This window comes from Nonomuraea sp. NPDC047529 (assembly GCF_040642995.1).
In the GTDB taxonomy this organism is placed as follows: Bacteria; Actinomycetota; Actinomycetes; order Streptosporangiales; family Streptosporangiaceae; genus Nonomuraea.
The window spans coordinates 133,659-156,223 of sequence record NZ_JBEYTJ010000027.1 but is presented as its reverse complement, the minus strand read 5'-3'; the positions used below and the strand labels follow the sequence as shown (position 1 = coordinate 156,223).

Annotated in this window: 18 protein-coding genes; 12 read left to right on the top strand and 6 right to left on the bottom strand. The window is 72.2% G+C overall.

Annotated elements, in window-relative coordinates:
• The first annotated feature begins 279 nt into the window (after positions 1-279).
• The 3 genes from ABZ815_RS34675 to ABZ815_RS34665 all read left to right on the top strand — a co-directional run bounded on the left by ABZ815_RS34675 (position 280) and on the right by ABZ815_RS34665 (position 3,075).
• Complete coding sequence (locus ABZ815_RS34675; protein ID WP_357705417.1) at positions 280-474, top strand: hypothetical protein; 195 nt, start codon at positions 280-282, stop codon at positions 472-474.
• A gap of 48 nt (positions 475-522) precedes the next feature.
• Positions 523-1,524: a non-homologous end-joining DNA ligase gene (gene ligD / locus ABZ815_RS34670; protein ID WP_357705416.1), complete on the top strand. Its 1,002-nt coding sequence runs from the start codon at positions 523-525 to the stop codon at positions 1,522-1,524.
• Positions 1,525-1,611: 87 nt separating this feature from the next.
• The gene (locus tag ABZ815_RS34665) at positions 1,612-3,075 is read left to right on the top strand and encodes a hypothetical protein (RefSeq protein WP_357705415.1); all 1,464 of its coding nucleotides are present in this window, start codon (positions 1,612-1,614) and stop codon (positions 3,073-3,075) included.
• On the opposite strand, the gene ABZ815_RS34660 is transcribed toward ABZ815_RS34665, so the two are convergent.
• Positions 3,072-3,266: a hypothetical protein gene (locus ABZ815_RS34660; protein WP_357705414.1), complete on the bottom strand. Its 195-nt coding sequence runs from the start codon at positions 3,264-3,266 to the stop codon at positions 3,072-3,074. The genes ABZ815_RS34665 and ABZ815_RS34660 overlap by 4 nt on opposite strands.
• Positions 3,267-3,274: 8 nt before the next feature.
• On the opposite strand from ABZ815_RS34660, the gene ABZ815_RS34655 reads away from it, so the two are divergent.
• The 3 genes from ABZ815_RS34655 to ybaK all read left to right on the top strand — a co-directional run bounded on the left by ABZ815_RS34655 (position 3,275) and on the right by ybaK (position 4,974).
• A complete protein-coding gene (locus ABZ815_RS34655) occupies positions 3,275-3,613 on the top strand; it encodes a hypothetical protein (RefSeq protein WP_357705413.1) in 339 nt (112 codons plus the stop codon).
• A gap of 105 nt (positions 3,614-3,718) precedes the next feature.
• Positions 3,719-4,456, top strand: a complete 738-nt coding sequence (locus tag ABZ815_RS34650) for a helix-turn-helix transcriptional regulator (protein ID WP_357705412.1) — start codon at positions 3,719-3,721, stop codon at positions 4,454-4,456.
• 62 nt (positions 4,457-4,518) lie between these two features.
• Positions 4,519-4,974, top strand: coding sequence for a Cys-tRNA(Pro) deacylase (ybaK, locus tag ABZ815_RS34645; RefSeq protein ID WP_357705423.1), 456 nt, complete (start codon positions 4,519-4,521; stop codon positions 4,972-4,974).
• Positions 4,975-5,016: 42 nt separating this feature from the next.
• Here the strand turns inward: ybaK and ABZ815_RS34640 are convergent, their stop codons facing one another.
• Entirely contained in the window at positions 5,017-7,269 is a 2,253-nt protein-coding gene (locus ABZ815_RS34640; protein WP_357705411.1) for a transglycosylase domain-containing protein, read from the bottom strand.
• 25 nt (positions 7,270-7,294) lie between these two features.
• Positions 7,295-8,605 carry a UDP-N-acetylglucosamine 1-carboxyvinyltransferase gene (gene murA / locus ABZ815_RS34635; RefSeq protein ID WP_357705410.1) on the bottom strand — a complete coding sequence of 437 codons (1,311 nt, stop codon included), beginning with the start codon at positions 8,603-8,605 and terminating at the stop codon, positions 7,295-7,297.
• A 189-nt stretch (positions 8,606-8,794) separates the two neighbouring features.
• Between murA and ABZ815_RS34630 the strand changes: the two genes are divergently transcribed.
• A complete protein-coding gene (locus ABZ815_RS34630) occupies positions 8,795-9,181 on the top strand; it encodes a hypothetical protein (RefSeq protein WP_357705409.1) in 387 nt (128 codons plus the stop codon).
• A 13-nt stretch (positions 9,182-9,194) separates the two neighbouring features.
• Here ABZ815_RS34630 and ABZ815_RS34625 read toward each other — a convergent pair whose 3' ends face one another.
• Both ABZ815_RS34625 and dnaE read right to left on the bottom strand, forming a co-directional pair.
• A complete protein-coding gene (locus ABZ815_RS34625; RefSeq protein ID WP_357705408.1) occupies positions 9,195-10,565 on the bottom strand; it encodes an amidase in 1,371 nt (456 codons plus the stop codon).
• A 107-nt stretch (positions 10,566-10,672) separates the two neighbouring features.
• The gene (gene dnaE, locus ABZ815_RS34620; protein WP_357705407.1) at positions 10,673-14,200 is read right to left on the bottom strand and encodes a DNA polymerase III subunit alpha; all 3,528 of its coding nucleotides are present in this window, start codon (positions 14,198-14,200) and stop codon (positions 10,673-10,675) included.
• Between the two features lie 169 nt (positions 14,201-14,369).
• Here dnaE and ABZ815_RS34615 point away from each other — a divergent pair, with 169 nt between their 5' ends.
• Positions 14,370-15,734, top strand: a complete 1,365-nt coding sequence (locus tag ABZ815_RS34615) for an amino acid permease (protein WP_357705406.1) — start codon at positions 14,370-14,372, stop codon at positions 15,732-15,734.
• A 159-nt stretch (positions 15,735-15,893) separates the two neighbouring features.
• Positions 15,894-16,976, top strand: a complete 1,083-nt coding sequence (locus ABZ815_RS34610) for an SGNH/GDSL hydrolase family protein (RefSeq protein WP_357705405.1) — start codon at positions 15,894-15,896, stop codon at positions 16,974-16,976.
• Between the two features lie 27 nt (positions 16,977-17,003).
• Here ABZ815_RS34610 and ABZ815_RS34605 read toward each other — a convergent pair whose 3' ends face one another.
• Positions 17,004-17,897, bottom strand: a complete 894-nt coding sequence (locus ABZ815_RS34605) for a chorismate mutase (protein ID WP_357705404.1) — start codon at positions 17,895-17,897, stop codon at positions 17,004-17,006.
• Positions 17,898-18,183: 286 nt separating this feature from the next.
• On the opposite strand from ABZ815_RS34605, the gene ABZ815_RS34600 reads away from it, so the two are divergent.
• From ABZ815_RS34600 to ABZ815_RS34590, 3 genes are read left to right on the top strand one after another with little or no spacing between them, the layout of a single operon-like run.
• The gene (locus ABZ815_RS34600) at positions 18,184-19,968 is read left to right on the top strand and encodes a serine/threonine-protein kinase (RefSeq protein WP_357705403.1); all 1,785 of its coding nucleotides are present in this window, start codon (positions 18,184-18,186) and stop codon (positions 19,966-19,968) included.
• A 10-nt stretch (positions 19,969-19,978) separates the two neighbouring features.
• A complete protein-coding gene (locus tag ABZ815_RS34595; protein WP_357705402.1) occupies positions 19,979-21,703 on the top strand; it encodes a protein kinase in 1,725 nt (574 codons plus the stop codon).
• Positions 21,700-22,563: an AraC family transcriptional regulator gene (locus ABZ815_RS34590; protein WP_357705401.1), complete on the top strand. Its 864-nt coding sequence runs from the start codon at positions 21,700-21,702 to the stop codon at positions 22,561-22,563. The genes ABZ815_RS34595 and ABZ815_RS34590 overlap by 4 nt, the downstream gene beginning before the upstream one ends.
• Positions 22,564-22,565 lie beyond the last annotated feature (2 nt).

The following is a 22,565-nucleotide window of genomic DNA, read 5'->3' as shown; positions in this document are numbered from 1 at the left end:
GGCGTTCGCCGACGCCGCGCTCGCGGCCGCCAGAGCCCCGGACCGGGCCAAGCCGGGGCCGAGAGGCCGTGACCGCCACGGGGGCGCGACCACGGCCAGGGGAATGGCTTGGCCCCCTTCTGCCCGGATCGCCCGGTGTCTAACACGCTGCGGCAAAGAAAACTCTGGGTGAGTTAAAAATAATCTTGCGACTGTTTGCCCCGCTCGGCGCGGCGAAGGCTCATCGTCACGCCTTTCGCATTACATGTCCATTATGTCCACTCGCTTACGCTGGGCGGCATGGGACAGTGGCGAGCCCCCGGCGGCATCCTGGTGGAGGCGATCATTCTCGACGATCGTCCACTGCTGCGCGTCTCGCACCGCGTCAACGGCCGGACGTACCTGCGCGGCTACTGCAAGACCGTCTCCGAACTGGGCGAACACGGCGTGGACCTCGGCGAACTGGTGGAAGACACCGCGCTTGACCATTTGTAGACCCCGGTCCGCCACTGTCGATCAACCCCCCGGGGTACGGCAGAGTCCATGGTGCGGCTGCCGGCCTACGCGCCGATGATGGCCCAGCTGGGCACCCTGACCTCCGTCCAGGGCCCCGGGTGGGCGGTGGAGATGAAGTGGGACGGCGTCCGCGCGCTCGCCTACGTCGAAGGCGGCTCGGTCCGCCTGATGTCGCGCAACAACAAGGACATCACCCCCGCCTACCCCGAACTCCAGCTCATGGCCGGCTCCACCGGCCGGCACGCGGCCGTGATCGACGGCGAGATCGTCGCCTTCGACGAGACCGGACGGCCCAGCTTCGCCGCCCTCCAGCCCCGCATGCACCAGCGCAACCCCGCCACCGTCGCCGAGCTGACCCGCGCGGTGCCGGTGACGTTCATGGCCTTCGACATCCTGCACCTCGACGACGACAGCGTGATCGGCCGCCCCTACAGCGAACGCCGCGAGCTGCTGGAGAGCACCCTGCGGCCCGGCTTCCGCTGGGAGGTGCCCGTCTGGTTCGCCGACCACGCCGAGCGCGCCTTCGACTCCTCCCGCCAGCTCGGGCTCGAAGGCGTGGTGTGCAAGCGGCTCGGCTCCCCGTACCGGCCCGGCCGGCGCAGCGGCGAATGGACCAAGATCAAGAATGTCAGCGCCGCCGAGGTCGTGATCGGCGGCTGGCACCCCGGCGGCGGACGACGGTCGGGCATGATCGGCTCACTCCTGCTCGGCGCCCACGACCCACGCGGCCGCCTGCTCTACGTCGGCCACGTCGGCACCGGCTTCACCCAGCAGATGCTGCGCGACCTCCAGGACCTCCTCACCCCCCTGGAACGCCCCGACCCGCCCTTCGACGAGCCCGTCCCGCGCGAGCACGCCCGCCACGCGCACTGGGTCGAGCCCCGCGTCGTCGGCGAGGTCCAGTACGCCGAGGTCACCGGCGACGGCCGGCTGCGCCACCCCTCCTGGCGCGGCCTGCGCCCCGACCGCGATCCCGGAGAGGCGAGCACCGCCGAGTTCCTCCCCCCGGGGGACGCGGCGGCGGGCTGACCGCGACACGTCCCGCTTCACCACGGTAAGCGATGAAGTCGTGACTTACAGTGATCAGAATCGCTTCGGACTGATCAAGGGGACATCGTGTCGAAGACTCTGGTCACCACCCTGGCCACGCTCGCCGGCCTCTCGCTCACCGCCGCCCCCGCCACCGCCGAACCCCCGCCGCTCAAGGCCCACCCCCAAAGTCCCGGAGCGGCATCCTCCCCACTCATGCGTCCCGGACGCGCCGCCCGCTACTGGACGCCCGGCAAACAGGCCGGCGCCAACTCCGCCCCCCTCCCCCTCGGCGCCGACTCCCCCGGCACGTTCCCCGTCGACACCGGGGCCGCCGAGCGGCGCAGTGTGCCCGGCGCCAAACGCCTCACCCCCGGCGGCGACACCAACGGCTACGCCCGCGTGCGCCGGCCGTACACCGCCGGCGACAACAGCCGCGTCACCGGACGGCTGTTCTTCGTCAACGCCACCGGCCGCGACGACTCCTGCAGCGCCTCCGTCGTCCGCTCGGCCAGCAGGCTCCTCGTCATCACCGCCGCCCACTGCGTCTACAGCAGCCCCGACGGCTCGGCGACGGGCCACTGGCACACCAACTTCGCCTTCGTCCCCGCCTACGACGGCCGCGCCGCCACCACCGAGCAGCGCGAACCGTACGGCAGATGGGGCGGCCGGCGCGCCTGGAAGCCCGACGCCTACACCGGGCGGACCGGCGGCGACTGGAACTCCGTCTACGACGTCGCGCTCGTCGAGGTCGGCGGCAGGAAGCGCACCCTCCAGGACACCGTCGGCGCCCTCACCCCGCTGCGCAACGAGGGCGGCCGCTTCACCATCGCCACCTCCGGCTACCCCGGCGTGCTCGGCCGCCGCCCCTACGACGGCCGCGACCAGCTCTGGTGCCTGGGCCGCACCCGGCAGGCCCACGGCGAGGACACCGCCGGCGACATGCTCGCCGCCCGGCTGGCCGGACCCGGCGACCGCGCCGGGCGGATGGAGACCGACAACTGCCACATGGCCAAGGGCCACAGCGGCGGGCCATGGGTCGTGCGCGGCAGCAGCGACCTGGTCGGCGTCCTGTCGTCCGGCAAGGAGGACGGCGAGCCCGACGGCAACTCCGTCGCCACCGCGCTCAACGCGGAGGGCTACGGCGCCATCGTCGGCGAGGCCGACCCCCAGGGCGTCTACGACTCCCTCTCCCTCGACGCCGCCGGCCCCGCCGCGCCCGTCCGCCGGGGCGGCACCGCCACCGTCACCGCGACCGTCACCATGCGCGGGCTCATGGCCGCCGCCCAGGTGCCCGTCACCCTCACGCTCCCGGACGGCGCCACCCTGACCGCCGTCGCCGGCGCCTCCTGCCGCCACGGCGACCACCGGGCCGACTGCACGATCGACGTCATCCACCCCGGCCGCCCGGTGCGCATCACCGCCAAGGTCGCCGTCGACCGCGACGCCGACGCCGCCCTCCCGGTCACCATGCACGTCACCTCGACCCGCCTCGACCCCGCCCAGCGCGACAACTCCGCCGTCCTGCGCCTGCGCACCGCCACCGATTAGACGGGCTCCCGCAGCGTCCGCGCCAGCAGCCAGGCCAGCACCGGGAAGGCGACCAGGCAGGCCAGCGCCGTCCTGAGCGTGGTGGCCTCGGCGACCACGCCCACCAGCGGGCTCGTGGCGCCAGCACCACCCCGGCCACGGCGGGCACCGCCGCCGCGTACGCCACCCGCATCGGCCCGCCAGCCGGCCACCCAGCACCGTGCCCGCCGCCCCGCCCGCGAACAGCACGAACAACGCCACCGCGCCCGCCGCGCCGCCACCCACGTACAGGGCCACGAACGCGCTCAGGCCGACGTACACCACCGAACGGAAGACGATCACCAGCGTCAGCCGCGCGAACCCCGGCCAGTCGTCACGGCCCGCCACCCGCGACGCCACCCGCGCCCCGCCACCGCCGCCCGCCGGCGCCCGCACCGCCGGGAGCGTCAGCACCGCCCCCGCCACCGCCGGCGCCGCCAGCACGATCCCCGACACCGCCACGAAGCCGTACCCCCGCCCGGCCACCAGGAACGGCACCAGCGCCGGCACCGCGCCCTGATAGAAGTCCACGCACGCGTGCCCCGCCGCCAGCGACCGGATCCTGTTCACGCCTCCGATGATTTCCCGGGCCCGATCTGGCCTGCTTCCGATAAAATGCCAATCTATGCCGAATATCCGCCACACCCCCGTGGCGCCCACCGGCCGCCGCCCCCTGGCCCCCGGCACGGGCATCGACGCCCACCGGCACGACACCCACCAGATCGCCTACGCATGCGCCGGCATGGTCACCGTCACCACCGACGCCGGCACCTGGGTCGCCCCCGCCAACCGCGCGATCTGGATCCCCGCCGGCACCGTGCACGAACACCGCGCCCACGGCACCACCGACCTGCGCCTCATCGGCCTCACCGGCGACCCGGCCGGGCTGGCCCGGCCCGCCGTGCTCGCCGTCGGCCCGCTGCTGCGCGAGCTCATCATCGCCTGCACCGACGACGACGCCCCCGAGGGCGACGAACGCGAACGCCTGACGGCCGTCCTGCTCGACCGGCTCAGACGCGCCCCCGAGCAGCCCTTCCACGTGCCCGCCGCCCGCGACCCGCGCCTGGCCGCCGTATGCGCGGCCCTGCACGACGACCCCGCCGACGGGCGCACCCTGGCCACCCTCGCCGCCCGGGCCGGCACCAGCGAGCGCACCCTCGCCCGGCTGTGCCGCCGCGAGCTCGGCATGAGCTTCCCCCAGTGGCGCACCCAGCTCCGCCTGCACCACGCCCTGCTGCTGCTCGCCGACGGCCTGCCGGTGACCGTGGTCGCCCATCGCTGCGGCTGGGCCTCGGCCAGCGCGTTCATCGACGTCTTCCGGCGGGCGCTCGGGTACACGCCGGGCCGCGCCTTTACATTGTAGATTCGCTACAATCGTTCGACGTGAGCAAAACCAAAGGCAAGGGCGGCGGCACCCCGGCCACCATGGCGCTGACCAAGGCCAAGGCCGACTTCACGCTCCACCCCTACGATCACGACCCCAACGCCCAGGCCTACGGCGAGGAGGCGGCCGACGCGCTCGGCGTGCCCTACGAGCGCATCTTCAAGACGCTCGTCGCCGAGGTCGAGAGCGGCCTCGCGGTGGCGGTCGTGCCCGTGTCGGGCAAGCTCGACCTCAAGGCCCTGGCCTCGGCGCTGGGCGGCAAGCGGGCCGCCATGGCCGACGCGGCCAAGGTCGAGCGGGTGACCGGCTACGTGGTGGGCGGCATCAGCCCGCTCGGCCAGCGCAAACAGCTCCCGACCGTGGTCGACTCCTCGGCGCTCGACTTCGAGACGATCTACTTCTCGGCCGGCCGGCGCGGGCTCCAGATCGAGACCGCCCCCGACAACCTGATCACCCTCACCCGCGCGGCCACCGCCCCCATCGGCAAGACGGGCTGAGCGCCCCGCCGGCGGGGCACCGGGTGCGGTGGCGCGTACGGGCTACCGGGTGCGGTGGCGGGGACGGCGGAACGCCGGCTCGGGCGGGCCCTGCCCGAGCAGCCACTCGAACAGGCGACGGTGGTGCCGGAAGAACGCGCGCTCGCCCTGCCGCCTGTTCTTCTTCTTGTCCTCCTCCTGCGCCTCGGCCTCCTTCAGGCCCGGCGTGAACCCGCCGCCGAAGCGGCCCATGTCCGGCCCCGGGAAGCCTCTCGGCTCGGTGTTGCCGAGGGCCTGCTGCATCGACTCGACCCAGATCGGGCCCGGCAGCGACGCCCCCTGCACCGCGCCGTAGTACTGGTCGCCGATCTGCACCCCTTGCAGCGGGTAGCGGTAGGAGCCCCGGATGTCCCCCAGGCTCACCGCCGCCGCCAGGTCGGGCGTGTACCCGGCGAACCAGGCCGAGGTGTAGCCGTTGTTGGTGCCGGTCTTGCCGGCGGCCGGGCGGCCGATGCTCTGCCCCTGCATGGTGCCCTTGTCGAACACCCCGGACAGGACGTAGTTGACGGCGTCCGCGACCGGCCGCTCCATGACCTGCTCGCAGGACGGCGGCACGTGCGCCCGCCGGCCGCTGCGGTCGGTGATCTCCACGATCGCCAGCGGCCGGCAGTGCACGCCGCGCGCCGCGAACGTGGCGAAGGCCCCCGCGACCGTCACCGGGTCCATCTCGTTGACGCCCAGCGTGAACGTCGGCACCTCGCGCAGCGGCCCGCCGTCGGCCCGGACCGCGCCGAGGGCCCTGGCCGTCTTGACCACGTTGCAGAGCCCGACCTTGCGCTCCAGCATCATGTAGAAGATGTTGACCGACTTCCAGGTGCCGGTCTCGATGCTGTGCGGGCCGCCCGCGCCCTCGCCGCTGGCGTTGAGTATGCGCGTCTCGGGGTCGTTGACCGGGCGTCCGGCGCAGTTGCGGTAGCCCTGCGCGGGCACCAGCTCCCCGGGCGTCTGGAAGCCGTCGCCGAAGCGCCAGCCCTGCTGCAACGCCGTGGCCAGGGTGAAGACCTTGAACGTCGATCCCGCCTGGAAGCCCTGGCCGCCGCCGTGCGCGACGTCGGCGGCCAGGTTGAAGGTGGTCCTGGGCCCGTTCTTCTTGTTGCCGCGGTTGCGGCCGAACTGCTTGCTGGCCGCCATCGCCCTGATCCGGCCGGTGCCGGGCTCGACCATGGCCTCGGCGGCGACCTCGGTGTCCTCCGGCGAGACGTGCCGCTGGATCGCGTGCTCGGCCGCGCGCTGCGCGACCGGGTCCAGGCCGGTCCTGATCACCAAGCCGCCCCTGGCCATCCTGGTCCGCCGCTCGGCCGGGGTGTTGCCGAACGCCGGGTTCGACAGCAGCTCGTACTGGACGTACAGGCAGTAGTAGGGGTACGCGCTCTGCCCGCAGCCGCCCGGCTCGGGCCGCAGCCGCAGGTCCAGCGGCGCGTTCTTGGCGGCGTTCGCCTGGGCCTGCGTGATCAGCTTGAGCCCGGCCATGCGGTCCAGGACGAGGTCGCGCCGCTCCTTCAGCCGCGTCTCGTGCGAGCGGCCGAGCGAGGGGTCGGTCGAGTACGGCATCCGCACCGCCCCGGCCAGCGTGGCCGCCTGGGTCAGCGTCAGCTTGGAGGCGCTGGTGGAGAAGAAGCGCCGGGCCGCCGCCTCGACGCCGTGCGCGCCCGCGCCGAAGTAGGCGATGTTCAGGTAGCGCTCAAGGATCTCGTCCTTGCGGTACTTGCGTTCCAGGGCCAGCGCGTACCGCAGTTCGGTGATCTTGCGGGCCAGGTTGGGCGCCCGCGCTTTGTCCCGTTCGGCGTCAGTACGGGCGCTCTCGACCAGGATGTTCTTGACGAGCTGCTGCGTCAGCGACGAGCCGCCCTGCCGGATGCCGCCCGCCTGCGTGTTGGTGAGCAGCGCCCGCAGCGTGCCCCGGACGTCGAGGCCGCCGTGCTCGTAGAAGCGGGCGTCCTCGATGGCGACGATGGCCTTGCGCATCAGGGGCGCCACGGCCGCGAGCGGCACGGTCGTCCTGTTGGCCTCGTAGAACTGGGCGAACTGCCTGCCGTCCTTGTCCAGCAGCCTGGTCACCTGCGCCAGGGGCTCCTCGCGCGGCGCGGGCGGCAGGTCGACGAAGGTGTCGGCGACGTTCTTGGCGGCCAGGCCGCCACCGCTCACCACGGGAACGGCCAGTGCCGCCGCCAGCACCCCGCCGAGCGCCCCCGCCATGGCGAGGCCACCGATGGATCTGAGTACGGTCACGCAGATGATCTGCAACCAGCAGATCATCGGCAAACGCCCACTTCCTCGGTCTTTACCGTTCTCTTCGGATGTTCAGACCAAGCGAGACGAACTGCTCGTACGGCCGGTGGTACCCCCGCTCGATGTGGTGCACGCCGCGCAGCGTGGACGTCCCGTCGGCCACAGCGGCGGCCAGGACGGCCGAGAACCCGGCCCTGATGTCGGGCAGCGTCACGTCGGCGCCCCTGAGCTTGGAGACCCCGCGCACCACGGCGGAGTGCCGGGCGTTGGTGTCGTGGTAGCGGCAGGCCGGACCGCCCAGGCACTGGTCGAACACCTCGATCTCGCAGCCCATCCGCTGAAGCGCGGGCACGTAGACCAGGCGGTTCTCGAAGACCGTCTCGTGCAGCACCGACATGCCCTGGCTCTGCGTGAACAGCACCATGAGCGGCGTCTGCCAGTCGGTCATGAACCCGGGGTGGGTGTCGGTCTGCACGGCCGCCGAGCGCAGCCCCTCGGGCGGGGCGGTGGCGCACAGGTACTCGTCGTTGATGTCGAACTGGGCGCCCATCCTGGCCAGCGTGGTGATCGCGGTGACCAGGCGGTCCTGGGGACAGCCGTGCACGCGGACCTCTCCCCCGGTGACCAGCCCGGCCGCCAGGTAGGAGAACGCCTCGATGCGGTCGCCGGTCAGCCAGGTCGAGGCGCCGCGCAGGTGGTCGACGCCCTCGATGACGATCCGGCGGTCGGGCGACAGCTCGATCCGGGCGCCCATGCGCTGCAGGAACAGCGCCAGCTCCACCACCTCGGGCTCCATGGCCGCGTTCTTCAGCACGGTCTTGCCCTCGGCCAGCACCGCCGACATGAGGATCGTCTCCGTCGCCCCCACGCTGGGGTACGGCAGTTCGAGCCGGGCCCCGTTGAGCCGTTTGGCCTTGGCGGAGATGCCGTTGTCCCCCACCTCCACCTCGGCCCCCATCGCGCGCAGCGCCTCCACGTGGAAGTTCACCGGCCGCCGGCCGATCGGGTCGCCGCCGACCAGCGGGACGAACGCCTCCCCCGCCAGGTGCAGCAACGGGCCGAGCATCAGGATGGGGATGCGGTTGAGCCCGGTGAACGCGTCGGGCACCCGCGGCCTGATCTCCGCGCCGCGCTCGATGCGGATCTCGGAGCCGGCGATCTCGACGTGGATGCCGAGCGCCTCCAGCATCGCGGCGGTGATGCCCACCTCGCCCACGTCCGGGGCATTGTGGATACTGCTCTCGCCGTTGCCGAGCATGGCGGCGACCATGTGCTTGGACACACCGTTCTTGGAGCCCCGTACGACGACGTCCCCGCGGAGGGGGCCGGAGGGCTCGATCATCCAGACCTCTTCTGCAATCACGAAGCGAGCCTAACCGGGAGATACCATCAAGCAGGTTCGGATGCAGTTGCGAGGGGGAATGGCGTGACGAGGGAAGTACGCGCTTTTGCGGTAACTGTCCTCATACTCGCCACTCTCGGAGTCGCCGCCGGGCTGAGCTGGTCCGCGATCTCGCCGCGGGCTCCGTACCAGGTGACCGATCATGGCCTCGTGCTGGCCGACCTCACCACGCAGGCGCTGATCGCGGCCGACGGCTGGTTCGCGGTGATCACGGGCGCTCTTGGGCTGCTCTGCGGCGGTCTGGCGTGGTTCGGCGGGCGGCGGTGGATGCTGCCGGTGCTGCTCGGGCTGTGCGCGGGCGGGGTGGCGGGCAGCTTCCTCACGTTGTGGGCCGGGTCCACGTTCACGATCGGCGCGGTGGTGGTGGAGGCCGCGGCCGAGCCCGGGGTGCGGATCGTCCCCGGGGCGCTGAAGCTGACCGCCCAAGGGGTGCTGGTGGCCTGGCCGCTGCTCTCGGTCGGCCTGTTCGGGCTGCTCGAAGGCATGCACGGCTACCGCGAGTCGCCGTTGCGGCAGCCGTACGGGATCGAGCCCTAGACCTGCCCTGGACCTACAGCGGCGGGCGGCGCAGGCCGTGGCCGGTGGCCTGCTCGAACGCGCGGGCCACGCGCAGCACCCTGGCGTCGGCGAACGGCCGCCCGACGATCTGCACCCCGACCGGCAGCCCCTCGGGCGTGAACCCGGCCGGCACCGACGCCGCCGGCGCGTGCAGCACGCTGATCCAGTACGCCGAACGCATCCAGGCCAGGTAGTCGGGCAGCCGCTCGCCGTTGATCTCGCTCACGTGCGGCTGCTCCACCGGGAACGGCGGCACCTGGCTGACCGGCGCGATCAGCACGTCGTAGGTGTCGAAGAAGGCGGCCATGCGCTGGTAGAGGCCGCTGCGCAGCCGTTCGGCGCGGGCCAGGTCGGCGCCGGTGACCGTGCGGCCCTGCTCGACGTTCCAGCTCGTGTTGGGGCCGAGGCCGGTCAGGTCGCCGAAGGACAGGGCGTAGTACCAGGCGCGGTAGATCCGGAAGGCGTCCTCGGCGTCGGACAGGTCCAGCGCGACCTCCTCCACGTGAGCCCCCAGCTCCTCGAACACGGCCGGCGCCGTCGCGGTCACCGCGGCCGTGCGCGGGTCCACCGGCAGCCCGCCCAGGTCGGGGCTCCACGCCACCCGCAACCCGCGCACCCCCTGCTCGGGCTCGGGCGCGAACCTCTCCTTGATCGCGAACGGCGAACGCGCGTCGAACCCGGCGACGGCCTCCAGCATCAGCGTGAGGTCGTCGACCGTGCGCGCCATCGGCCCCGGCACGGCCAGCGTGTACCAGGCGGCCGTGTCGGAGGGATCGGGGACGCGGCCCGGCGTGGGCCGCAGCCCGACGACGTTGCAGAAGGAGGCCGGGTTGCGCAGCGAACCGCCCATGTCGGAGCCGTCGGCCAGCGGGACCATGCCGGTGGCCAGCGCCGCCGCGGCCCCGCCGCTGCTGCCGCCGGCGGACCTGCCGAGGTCGTAGGGGTTCCTGGTGGCGCCGAAGACCTCGTTGACCGTGTGCGAGCCGGTGCCGAACTCGGGCGTGTTGGTCTTGCCGACCGTGATCGCCCCGGCCGCGCGCAGGCGGCGCACGATCAGATCGTCCCGCTCCGGGACGTTCCCCGCGAACAGCGGCGACCCGTACGTCGTGCGGATGCCCGCGGTGTCCACCAGATCCTTGTGCGCGACCGGTACGCCGTGCAGCGGCCCCTCGGGCTCGGCCGCGTCAGCCTCCCGGGCCGCCGCCAGAGCCCGCTCGGCCACCAGCGTCACGATCGCGTTGACCTGGGGGTTGACCTGCTCGATCCGGTCGAGGTGAGCCTGGAGCAGCTCCACGGCGCTCACCTGCCCGGTCTTGACCAGGTGGGCCATCTCGGTCGCGGTCAGGTAGTGCAGTTCGCTCACCCTGCGATCCTGCCCCACCTCCCGGCCGGGACACGACGGCGACCTTTGCCCACCTCCCCCGCCCGGCTTGGCACCCACCCACAAGCCGGGCGGGGAGGCCCTGCGGGTCAGGCGCCCAGGCAGGCCGGGCCGAGGAGTTGCTTGAGGTCGCCCATTAGCGCCGGGGACGGCGACACCCGGAGGCGGTCGTCGACCCGCATGACGGTCGTCTTCGGCCCGTTGTGCACCTGGAGGTGCACCTCCGAGGTGCCCGGATGCGTGGTGAGGATCTCCTTCAGCCGCCCGACCACCGGCGGCGTGCACCGGGTCAGCGGCAGGCTCACCAGCAGCGGCCCGCCCGCCTCCTGGCTCAGGTCGGGCGCGGTCACCTCCATGGCGATGATCTTCGCGACGTCCTCGCGCTTGTCGATGCGCCCCTTGACGAAGACGATCGCGTCCTCGGCCAGGATCGTCGAGCACAGCTGGTACGACGACGGGAAGATCATCACCTCGATCGCGCCTTCGAGGTCCTCAAGCTGGGTGAGCACCCACGTGTCACCCTTCTTGGTGACCTTGCGCTGCACCCCGCTCAGGATGCCGCCCAGCGTCACGACCTGCCCGTCGGCCCGGCTCTCGTCCTGGACGGCGGCGATCGAGCAGTCGGCCCCCGCGGCCAGGATGTGCTCCACGCCGAACAGCGGATGGTCGGAGACGTAGAGCCCGAGCATCTCCCGCTCGAACTGCAGCAGCGTGTTCTTGTCCCACTCCCCCACCGGGATCTGCACGTCGAAGGTCTGGTCCTCGCCGCCGTCGATCGCGCCGAACAGGGAGTCCTGGCCGATGGCCTCGTTCTTCTTGATGTCGATGATCGCGTCGACGGCCTGCTCGTGCACCATGACCAGGCCCTTGCGCACGTGGCCCAGCGAGTCGAAGGCCCCGGCCTTGACCAGCGACTCGATCACGCGCTTGTTGCACACGATCGCGGGCACCTTGCGCAGGAACTCCTTGAAGTCGGCGAAGCGGCCCTTGGACTTGCGCGCCGAGATGATGCCGTCGACGACGTTGCCGCCGACGTTGCGCACCGCCGACAGGCCGAAGCGGATGTCGGTGCCGCGCGGGGTGAAGTCGAAGTCGGAGTCGTTGACGTCCGGCGGGAACACCTTGATGCCCATGCGGCGGCACTCGTTGAGGTAGAGGGCCGACTTGTCCTTGTCGTCCTTCACGCTCGACAGCAGCGCCGCCATGTACGCGGCCGGGTGGTTGGCCTTGAGGTAGGCCGTCCAGTAGGAGATCAGGCCGTAGGCCGCCGAGTGGGCCTTGTTGAAGGCGTAGTCGGAGAAGGGCAGCAGGATGTCCCAGAGCGTCTTGACGGCGGCGGCCGAGTAGCCGTTGTCCTTCATGCCGCTCTCGAAGGACTCGAACTGTTTGTCCAGCTCGGCCTTCTTCTTCTTGCCCATCGCGCGGCGCAGCAGGTCGGCCTTGCCGAGCGAGAACCCGGCGACCTTCTGCGCGATGGCCATGACCTGCTCCTGGTAGACGATCAGGCCGTAGGTCGTGTCGAGGATCTCGGCCAGCGACTCCTTGAACTCGGGATGGATCGGGGTGATCTCCTGCTGGCCGTTCTTGCGCAGGGCGTAGTTGGTGTGGGAGTTGGCGCCCATCGGGCCGGGACGGTAGAGGGCGCCGACGGCCGAGATGTCCTCGAAGTTGTCGGGCCTCATCAGCCGCAGCAGCGAGCGCATGCCGCCGCCGTCGAGCTGGAACACGCCCAGCGTGTCGCCCCTGCCCAGCAGCTCGTACGTCTTGCGGTCGTCGAGCGGCAGCTTCAGCAGGTCGATCTGCTCGCCGGTGGTGGACTCGATCATCTTCAGGCAGTCGTCGATGATCGTGAGGTTGCGCAGGCCCAGGAAGTCCATCTTCAACAGGCCGAGCGTCTCGCAGGTCGGGTAGTCGAACTGCGTGATGATCGCGCCGTCGGAGTCGCGGCGCATGATCGGGATGTGGTCGGTGATGACCTCGCGGGACATGATCACGCCGGCGGCGTGCACGCCCGTCTGCCTGATCAGGCCCTCCAGGCCCTTGCCGAGGTCCATCGTCGCCTTGACGTCGACGTCTTCCTCGTAGAGCCTGCGCAGCTCGCCGGCCTCGTTGTAGCGCGGGTGGTCCTTGTCGAAGATGCCCGACAGCGGGATGTCCTTGCCCATCACGGCCGGCGGGAACGCCTTGGACACCTTGTCGCCCAGCGCGTAGGGATAGCCCAGGACGCGACCGGCGTCCTTGATGGCGGCCTTCGCCTTGATGGTGCCGAACGTGGCGATCATGGCGACCTTGTCGGCGCCCCACTTCTCGGTCACGTAGCGGATCACGTCGCCGCGCCTGCGCTCGTCGAAGTCGATGTCGACGTCGGGCATGGAGACGCGGTCGGGGTTGAGGAAGCGCTCGAAGATCAGGCCGTGCGGGAGCGGGTCGAGGTCGGTGATGCCCATCGCGTACGCCACCAGCGAGCCGGCCGCCGAGCCACGGCCCGGGCCGACCGGGATGCCGTTCTCCTTGGCCCACATGATGAAGTCGGCGACCACGAGGAAGTAGCTCGGGAAGCCCATCTGCTCGATGATGCCGATCTCGTAGTCGGCCTGCCGCTTGTGCTCGGCGTCGTAGCCCTCGGGCCAGCGCCGGTCCATGCCCTCCCAGACGGTCTTGCGGAAGAACTCGCTCTCCGTCAGCCCGTCGGGGATGGGGTAGGTGGGCATGAGGTTCTTGAACTCGAAGAACCCTGCCGGGTCGACCTTCTCGGCCACCAGGAGCGTGTTGCGGCAGCCCTCGGCCCACAGGTCGGAGGAGTCGACCGCGCGCATCTCGTCGGCGGTCTTGATGTAGTAGCCGGAGCCGTCGAAGCGGAAGCGGTCGGGGTCGGACAGCTGCTTGCCGGTCTGGATGCACAGGAGGGCGTCGTGGGAGGCGGCGTCGGACTCGTAGGTGTAGTGGGAGTCGTTGGTGACCAGCGGCGGGATGGCGAGCTCTTTGCTGATGCGGGTCAGGCCGTCGCGGACCCGGCGCTCGATGTCGAGGCCGTGGTCCATGATCTCCAGGAAGAAATTGTCCTTGCCGAAGATTTCCTGATATTTCGCGGCGGCCTTGAGCGCCTCGTCGTACTGGCCGAGCCGCAGCCTCGTCTGCACCTCGCCCGACGGGCAGCCCGTGGTGGCCATCAGGCCGTCGGCGTGCTCGGCCAGGATGTCGGCGTCCATGCGGGCCCACTTGCGCACGAAGCCCTCGGTGTAGGCGCGCGAGCTGAGCTTCATCAGGTTGTGCAGGCCGGTCTTGTTGCGCGCCCAGATCGTCATGTGGGTGTAGTAGCCACCCGCCGAGACGTCGTCCTTCTTCTGGTGCGGCTCGCCCCACAGCACGGGCTTCTTGTTGTGCCGCAGCTCCGGCGCGACGTAGGCCTCGATGCCGATGACCGGCTTGATGCCGGCGGCGGTGGCCTGCCGGTAGAAGTCGTACGCGCCGTGCATGTTGCCGTGGTCGGTGATCGCGATGGCGGGCATGCCCAGGTCGCCGACCTGTTTGAACATCTGCTTGAGCCGGGCGGCCCCGTCGAGCATGGAGTATTCGGTGTGCACATGCAGATGGACGAACGAGTCGCTGGACGACATGGAGCGGCGCCTCCCCGGGTCTGGATGCGATGGTGCGCTCCGACTCTAGTGGCCCGGACCGACATCCCGGAGCCGCCTCGCGCGCCCCGCGGAACCGGCGCGCCGGAAGCGTCGCGGCCACCGGCCTCGATATCGTCTCCCTCACGCAAAGTAATGAAGGAGACACCGGGTGCGCACGCAGTCCGACGAGGGATACAGCCACGCGCTGGGCAACCGCCAGATCCAGATGATCGCGATCGGCGGCGCGATCGGCGTCGGCCTCTTCCTCGGCGCGGGCGGCCGCCTGGCCGCCGCCGGGCCCGCGCTCGTGCTCTCCTACGCCACCGCCGGGCTGGCCGCCTTCTTCGTCATGCGGGCGCTCGGCGAGCTGGTGCTCTACCGCCCGGCCTCGGGCTCCTTCGTCGAGTACGCGGGCGAGTTCATCGGCCCGTGGGCCGCCTTCGCCAGCGGCTGGATGTACTGGGTCAACTGGGCCTTCACCGGCATCGCCGAGCTGACCGCCATCGCCACGTACATCCATTACTGGGCCGGCGGCTTCCCCCAATGGCTGACGGCGCTGCTCGCGCTGGGGTTCGTGCTGGTGGTCAACCTGCTGTCGGTCAGGCTGTTCGGCGAGCTGGAGTTCTGGTTCGCGATGCTGAAGGTGCTGGCCATCGTGATCTTCCTGGTGGTCGCGCTGGTGCTGGTGGTGTTCGCCGTCGGCGACGCCGGGCCGCGCAACCTGGTCGCGCACGGCGGCTTCCTCCCCACCGGCTTCCCCCTGGTGCTGATGAGCCTGCAGTCGGTGGTGTTCGCCTACGCCTCGATCGAGCTGGTCGGCATCACCGCCGGCGAGACCGCCCGGCCGCACGAGGTCATGCCGCGGGCGATCAACGGCGTGATCTGGCGCATCGCGATCTTCTACGTCGGCTCGGTGCTGCTGCTGGCCATGGTCCTGCCCTGGACGGCCTACCGCGCCGGCACCTCGCCGTTCGTCACGTTCTTCGCCGGGCTGGGGGTGCCCTGGGCGGCCGACGCGATGAACCTCGTGGTGATCACGGCCGCGCTCTCGTCCTGCAACTCGGGCCTGTACGCCACCGGCCGCATCCTGCGCTCGATGGCCACCAAACGGGAGGCCCCCGCCTTCGCCGCCCAGCTCAGCTCCCGCCACGTGCCGATCGGCGGGATCGTGTTCACCGCCGCCATGTTCCTCGGGGGCGTGGCGCTGTTCTACTACCTGCCCGAGCGCGCCTTCAACATCGCCACGGCGGTCGCCTCGCTGGGGGTGATCACCACCTGGGGGGTGCTGGTCTACTGCCAGATCCGGCTGCGCGCCACGGGGCACCGGTCGTCGTTCCCGATGCCGGGCTCGCCGTACACCAACTGGCTGACGCTGGGCTTCCTGGTGCTGGTGATCCTGCTGATGCCGTTCGCCGACCGCGATCAGCAGGTGGCCTTCTTCCTGATCCCGGCCCTGGTCGCGGGCATCGCGCTCGGCTGGGTGGCCGTGAGCCGCCGCCGGCGGCTGCGGGAGGCCGCGCAGGAGGCGGGTTAGGCTCGTCCGGGCAGGAGTCGCCGCTCGGGGGAGGCCACACTGGACAAGCTGGACGACACACTGGATCCCGCACTCGACGAGACGGCGACGGCCGTCCCCGCCGTCCCCGCCATCGGGCCGCCGGACACCGCCGGGCCCGCCCCCTCCCCCGTGTCCGCCGTGCCCGCTGCCTCGGCCCCGGTCGGGGGCAGCGCGGAGCGGCGGCGACGGCAGGTCTGGCGGGTCGCGGCGGTGGCCGCGGCGGTGGGGGCCGTGCTCGCGCTGGCCGGAGTGCCGCTGGGCGTCTATCCGAAGCTCGCCTGCGCGGTGTTCTCCCCCGGCTGCCCGGAGGAGCCGCTCCAGGAGCCGCGCGGCAGGCTGCCGCGGCTGACCCGGCTGACGCCCGTCCAGGCGGCGCTGAGCGGCACCTACGTCGCGCTCGGCGACTCCTACTCCTCCGGTGAAGGCGTCTACGCGCAGGACGCGACACCGGTCAACGACGGCGCCGACCGCTGCCACCGCTCCCGGGGCTCCTACGTGCCGCTGGTGGCCGGGGCCCATCCCTTCAGCGGCGGCAGCGCCTTCTACGCCTGCAGCGGCGCCACCACCCGCCAGCTCCTGTCCGGCCAGCACGGCCAGCCGCCGCAGATCACCCGTGTCGGCCCGTCGGCCAGCCTGGTGACGCTCAGCATCGGCGGCAACGACGCCGGGTTCACCGACGTCCTGACGGGCTGCATCGTCAAGCTGCCCTGGTCGTCGGCCTGCGTCGACCAGGACGCCGCGGTCGCCCGGCGCATCGCCGAGCTGCGGCCCAGCCTGTCCAGGGTGCTCGGCGAGCTGCGCGCACGCGCGCCGGGGGCCCGGGTGATCGTCCTGGGCTACCCCAGGCCGTTCCCCGCCTCGCCGGTCCGCACGGTCGACAACCTGAGCGTGGCCGACCAGCGCTGGCTCAACACAGTCGCCCGCAGGCTCAACGACACCGTCGGCGCCGTCACCGCCGAGTACGACCGGGGCCTGGCCGGCCTCGGCGCCGCCGGCAGCGTGGAGTACGTCGACGCCTACGAGGCGTTCACGGGCCACGAGGCCGGCACGCCGCAGCCGTACCTCAACAGCCTGGCCGTGGACATGGACCCGCTGACCGTCAACGCCCGCAGCTACCACCCCACCGGCGACGGCTACCGCCGCTTCGCCGAGCTGATCAACCGGCAGATCACCACCGGCCCCGGCCGCCCGTTGCACAACTTCCGGCTCACCGACGGCTGAGCCCCCGGGCGGCCGGCCCGCCGGGGCTCAGCGGCGGGCGCGCTCCTCGGCCAGGTGGAGGCCCGCCTCGATGACCGCGTTCATGACGGCCGCCAGCCGCTCCTCACCCAGCTGCGGCGCCCGCGCCGCCATCCTGGCCACCAGCGCCCGCTCCCGCGCCAGATCCCGCCCGGCGAACCCGCCGACGGGCTTGAGCCGCTGCACGACGCCCGCCAGGGAGGCACGGCGCTCCAGGAGGGTGGCCAGCGCCGCGTCGACCCGGTCGATCGCCTCCCGGCACTCGGCCAGCGTGGCGGGCGACTCGGGCCGCAGCAGCGCACCGACCAGCGTCACGGCCTCCTCCGCGGCCCTCACGTCCGCCTCCGCGCCCCCCGGACCGCCGTCCTGGACGGACGCGCCGGAGCCGCCGGGCCCGGCCACCACGAGACCGTCGGCGCCCGCCGCCACGGCCGCCGCCGCCAGCCCCGGGTCGTGCGAGACGTCGGCCAGCACCGGACGCCCCGACGCGGCCCGCGCCGCCCGCAGCACCCCGAGGTCCAGCCGGCCTCCCTCGCACAGGACCACCTGCTCGTTGCCCTCGGCGGCGCAGTAGCCGGCCAGCCCCACCCATTCCTCCACCGACGCCGACGGCCGCCGCTCGACCACCACCGGCAGCCCGAGCCCGGCGGCGGCCCGCACCAGCGGGATGTCCCGCGTCCACGCGGACCCCACCACGACGGCGTCGGCCAACGCCGCGATCGCCGGCAGGTCCGCCGCCGAGTACGGCTCCACCAGCGTGGCCCCCTCCCGCAGCGCCTCACGCGCGTCGAGCTGCCCCCGATGCGGGCGCAGGCTCACCCGCCCGCCGATCACCACGGCCGGGCCGTCACCCACGCGCAGCCCGCCTATCGTCACCATGTGCCGCTCCAAGGTCGATGTCATCTCGACTCCCCACTCGGGCCGGCCCAGCGAAGCCGGCAGGAAAACCAAAAAGGCAGAGACGGGGCGTCTCTGCCTTGTGCCGACTCCAGGTGGTCGCTAGCTGACGACCGGCCCTCCCGGAGCCGGCTCGGTAAAGGTGTAGCGACAAGTCATGTCTGAAACCTTACACCCGCCTCCACCTGCTGGACGTTCCTTCTCATATGCCGGACTGACCTTCTGGCGAGTCGCCGATGATCCCTCGCTATGGGAGTATTTCTTGGCCGAGAGGGAGGGTTTGAGGCCGTTGATGTCGGATCGCAAGCAGGACGGACGCCGCATCGCCGGCCGGTACGAGCTGCTGGAGCCCATCGGCAAGGGCGGCATGGGCATCGTCTGGCGAGCCCACGACGAGCTCCTCGACCGCACTGTCGCGGTCAAGGAGGTCCGCTACGCCGCCGCCTTGGGCGACGAGGTGCAGTTGCTCAACCGGCGCACGATGCGCGAGGCGCGGGCCGCGGCCAGGTTCGAGCACCCCAATGTGATCGTCGTCCACGACGTGATCGAGGAGGACGGCCGGCCCTGGATCGTCATGCAGCTGGTCCAGTCGCGCTCCCTGGGGGCGGTGATCAAGCAGGAGGGGCCGCTGTCGCCCGAGCGGGTGGCCGGGATCGGCATCGCCGTGCTCGACGCGCTGCACCGGGCGCACGAGTCCGGCGTGCTCCACCGCGACGTCAAGCCCGAGAACGTGCTGCTGGCCGACGACGGCAGGGTCGTGCTCACCGACTTCGGCATCGCCACGCTGGAGACCGAGACGCAGCTCACCGTGACGGGCCTGGCGGGCACGCCCGCGTTCATCGCGCCCGAGCGGCTCAAGGGGCTGCCGGCGCGCCGCGAGTCCGACCTGTGGTCGCTGGGCGCGACGCTCTACACGGCCGTAGAGGGCCGCTCGCCGCACGAGCGCGGCATGGCGCTGGCCACGATGCACGCCGTCCTGACCGACGAGCCCGACCCCGCGACGCACGCGGGCCCGCTGGCCGCGGTGATCAGCGGGCTGCTGGTCAAGGAGCCGGTGCAGCGCCTGTCGTACGAGGAGGCCGCGCGGATGCTGCGCGAGGCCGCCACCGCGTCGAGCGCGCCGGAGACCAGGCGCTTCCCCAGCCGGAAGCTGCGCGTCCCCCCTCCTGCGCCCGCCCCCGTCGAGGACGAGGACGAGGACGACACCCCGACCGACCCCGACCTGCCCATCCCCGCCCCCCTGCCCACGCCCAGGAGCAGGGCCACCGGCACGCCGCCGCCTCCCGAGACCGGCCGGCGTCCCACGGTCTCGACCAGGGACGCCGCGCCCACGGGCGAGCCGACGATGAGCGCCCGCCAGGAGGGCCGCAGGTACGGGCCGATCGCGCTGGCGGCCGGGGCCGTCGTGCTGGTCGCCGGGATCGGCGGCTACCTCGGGCTGAGCTCGGCCCCCGAGAACCAGTCGTCCAGCTCGCCGCAGGCCAGGCAGTCCGCCAAGGTCCACCACTCGCCCTCCGCGTCCGCCTCGGCCACCGAGCCGAAGCCCACGGCCACCGCCACCGTCGCGCCCACCGTCACGCCGTCCTCCTCGCCCTCGTCCACGCCGGACAAGACGGAGGAGTCCGACCCGCTGCCCAGCGGCTGGAAGATGTACAAGGACAAGCAGCTCGGCTTCTCCATCGGGCTGCCCAAGGGCTGGGACGTCTGGACCCGCGGCGGCCGGCAGGTCAAGTTCAAGGGCCCGGGCGGCGCCCCGAACGCCTACCTCATGATCGAGGAGGCGGCCAAGCCCGGCAAGGACCCGTACAAGGACTGGAAGAGGCAGGAGCCGTCGCTCAAGAACAACTTCGGCGGCTACAAGAAGCTCGGCATCAAGAAGGTCGACTACATGAAGGCCGCCGCCGACTGGGACTTCACCTGGAACACCGACACGGGCAAGACACGGGTGCGCGACCGGGGCTTCGTCACCGACAACGGCAGGGCGTACGCCATCTACTGGCACACCCTCAACAGCCACTGGAAGAAGGACTACCACTTCTTCGAGGGCTTCGCCGCGACCTTCAAACCCGCGAAGTAGGCTTCCCTGCGTGGAAAGGCAGGTCAGCAACCGGTATCGCCTCATCGAGCCCCTCGGCGAGGGCGGCATGGGGGTGGTCTGGCGTGCCTACGACGAGCTGCTCGACCGTACGGTGGCGATCAAGGAGGTCCGCTACACGGGCGTCGGTGACGCCCAGCGGGCCGACCTCAACCGCAGGACCATCAGGGAGGCCAGGGCGGCGGGCCGCCTCGACCACCCGTCGGTGATCGTCATCCACGACGTCGTCGAGGAGGACGGCCGGCCGTGGATCGTCATGCAGCTCGTCCGGTCCCGTTCCCTGGCCGAGGTGATCGGCGAGCGCGGCCCGCTCCCGGCGGCGCTGGTGGCGATGGTCGGCGGCCGGGTGCTCGACGCGCTGCGGGCCGCCCACGCCACCGGGGTGCTCCACCGTGACGTCAAACCCGAGAACGTGCTGCTGGCCGACGACGGCAGGGTCGTGCTCACCGACTTCGGCATCGCCGCCCTGGAGGCCGAGTCCGGGCTGACGGCGACCGGCGGGCTGGTGGGCACCCCGGCGTACATGCCGCCGGAGCGGCTCAACGGCGAGCCCGCCCGCCCCGAGTCCGACCTGTGGGCGCTGGGCGCCACCCTGTACGCGGCGGTGGAGGGGCGGCCGCCGTTCAAGCGCGACTCGTGGGCCGCGACGGTGGCGGCGGTGCTGCGCGACGAGCCCGAGCCGCCCGTGCGTTCGGCGGCGTTGCGGCCGGTCATCATGGGGCTGCTGCAGCGTGACCCGGCGGCCAGGATGCCCGCGGGAGAGGCCGCACGCCTGCTCCACCAGGTGGCGACCGGGCAACCCCTGATGGCCGACCAGACCCCGATGTGGTCGACCCCCTTCGCGCCCCCGGCCCCCGCCCCGCACAACCCCCACACCACCCCGGACAACCCCCACGCCGCTCCGAGCGGCCCCCAGCCCATGCCGGGCGGCCCCTACCCCGCGCCGCAGGGCTCAAGGCCCGTCACCGATGACGGGCGCCCGCCGCACCGGACGGTCCCCGGAGCCCCGCGGCGGCGCGGCCGGGCGGCGTGGGTCGCGGTGCCGGCCGCGGTGGCCGTCCTGGCGCTCCTGGGCGGCGGCGGCGTGCTGCTCTACCAGCAGTTGTCGGGCCCCTCCACGCCCACCCCGACGATCGGCGCCCAGCCGCCCGCCACCGACGTCCCCACCCCCTCGACGCCGCCGTCGAAGGAACCGACGCCCACCCCCTCCGGTGACCCCACCGAGAAGCCGACGGACGAGCCCACCACCACAGCCCCGCACGTCCCCGCCGGCTGGCGCCCCCTCACCAGCGCCACCGGCCACTTCTCCATGGCCGTCCCCAGGACCTGGCAGGCCGCCAAGAACCCGACCAGGGACAGCATCCGCATCTCCGGCCCCGGCACCCCGGGCGTGCTGATCGTCGAGTGGACCGTCCCCGACATCCCCTGGAAGGACCCGGAGCAGCACTGGATCGGCCTGGAGAAGGAGATCAAGGCCAAGGGCGAGTTCGACCGCTACACCCGGATCGGCATCACCCCCACCGACTACCTCGGCCTGCGCGCCGCCGACTGGGAGTTCACCCGCATGCGCGAGGGCGAGCTCATCCACGTGATCAACCGCGGCTTCCACACCGCCGCCGGCCGCCCGTACGCCCTGTACTGGGAGACCCTCGACTCCCGCTGGGCCACCGACCGGCGCTGGTTCGACACCTTCGCCAAGACCTTCCGCCCGGAATGACGCCGGAGCACGACGGCGCGCGCGAACGGGCCCGGTTCTGGCGGCATCCGGCGGTCCCCGGGACCGACCTGCTCAAGGCCCGCTACGTCACCCATCGTTTCTCCCGGCACGTCCACGACGGGTACGCCATCGGGCTGATCGTGGCGGGCGTGGAGGAGTTCGACTACCGCGGCACGCTGCACCGGGCGGGCGCGGGCGAGCTGGTGCTGGTCAACCCGGACTCGGTGCACACCGGTCAGGCGGGCACGCCGGGCGGGTGGGCGTACCGGATGCTCTATCCGTCGGTGGAGGCGGTGGCCGGGATCGCGGCCGAGCTCGACGCGCCGCTCGCCACCCCGTACTTCCCCGAGCAGGTGGTGCGCGACCCGGAGATGGCGGCGCTGCTCGAACGGGCGCACCAGGCGGCCGAGCGCGGCGACGCGCTGGCCGCCTCCACGCTGTCGCGCACGCTGTTCGCCCGGCTGCTGACCAGGCACGCCGCCCCCAGGCCGGACGCGGCACCGCCGGGCGCCGGCCGGCAGGCGGTGCGCGAGGCCATGGCGCTGCTGCACGAGAGCCTGCTCGACCCGCCGACGCTGGAGGCGCTGGCGGAGGCGGTGGGGGTGCGGCCGTTCCCGCTGCTGCGCGCGTTCAAGGCCGTGACGGGCCTGCCGCCGCACGCCTACCTCACCTCGCTGCGCATCCGGCAGGCGCGCCGGCTGCTCCTGGCGGGGATACGCCCGGCGCAGGTGGCCGCGGACGTCGGCTTCACCGACCAGGCCCACCTGAACCGGCATTTCAAACGCGTCGTGGGCGTGCCGCCCGCCGCCTACCAACGGGCCGCAGGAACGTACAAGACCGGACATTTGCCCAGTTCATAAAC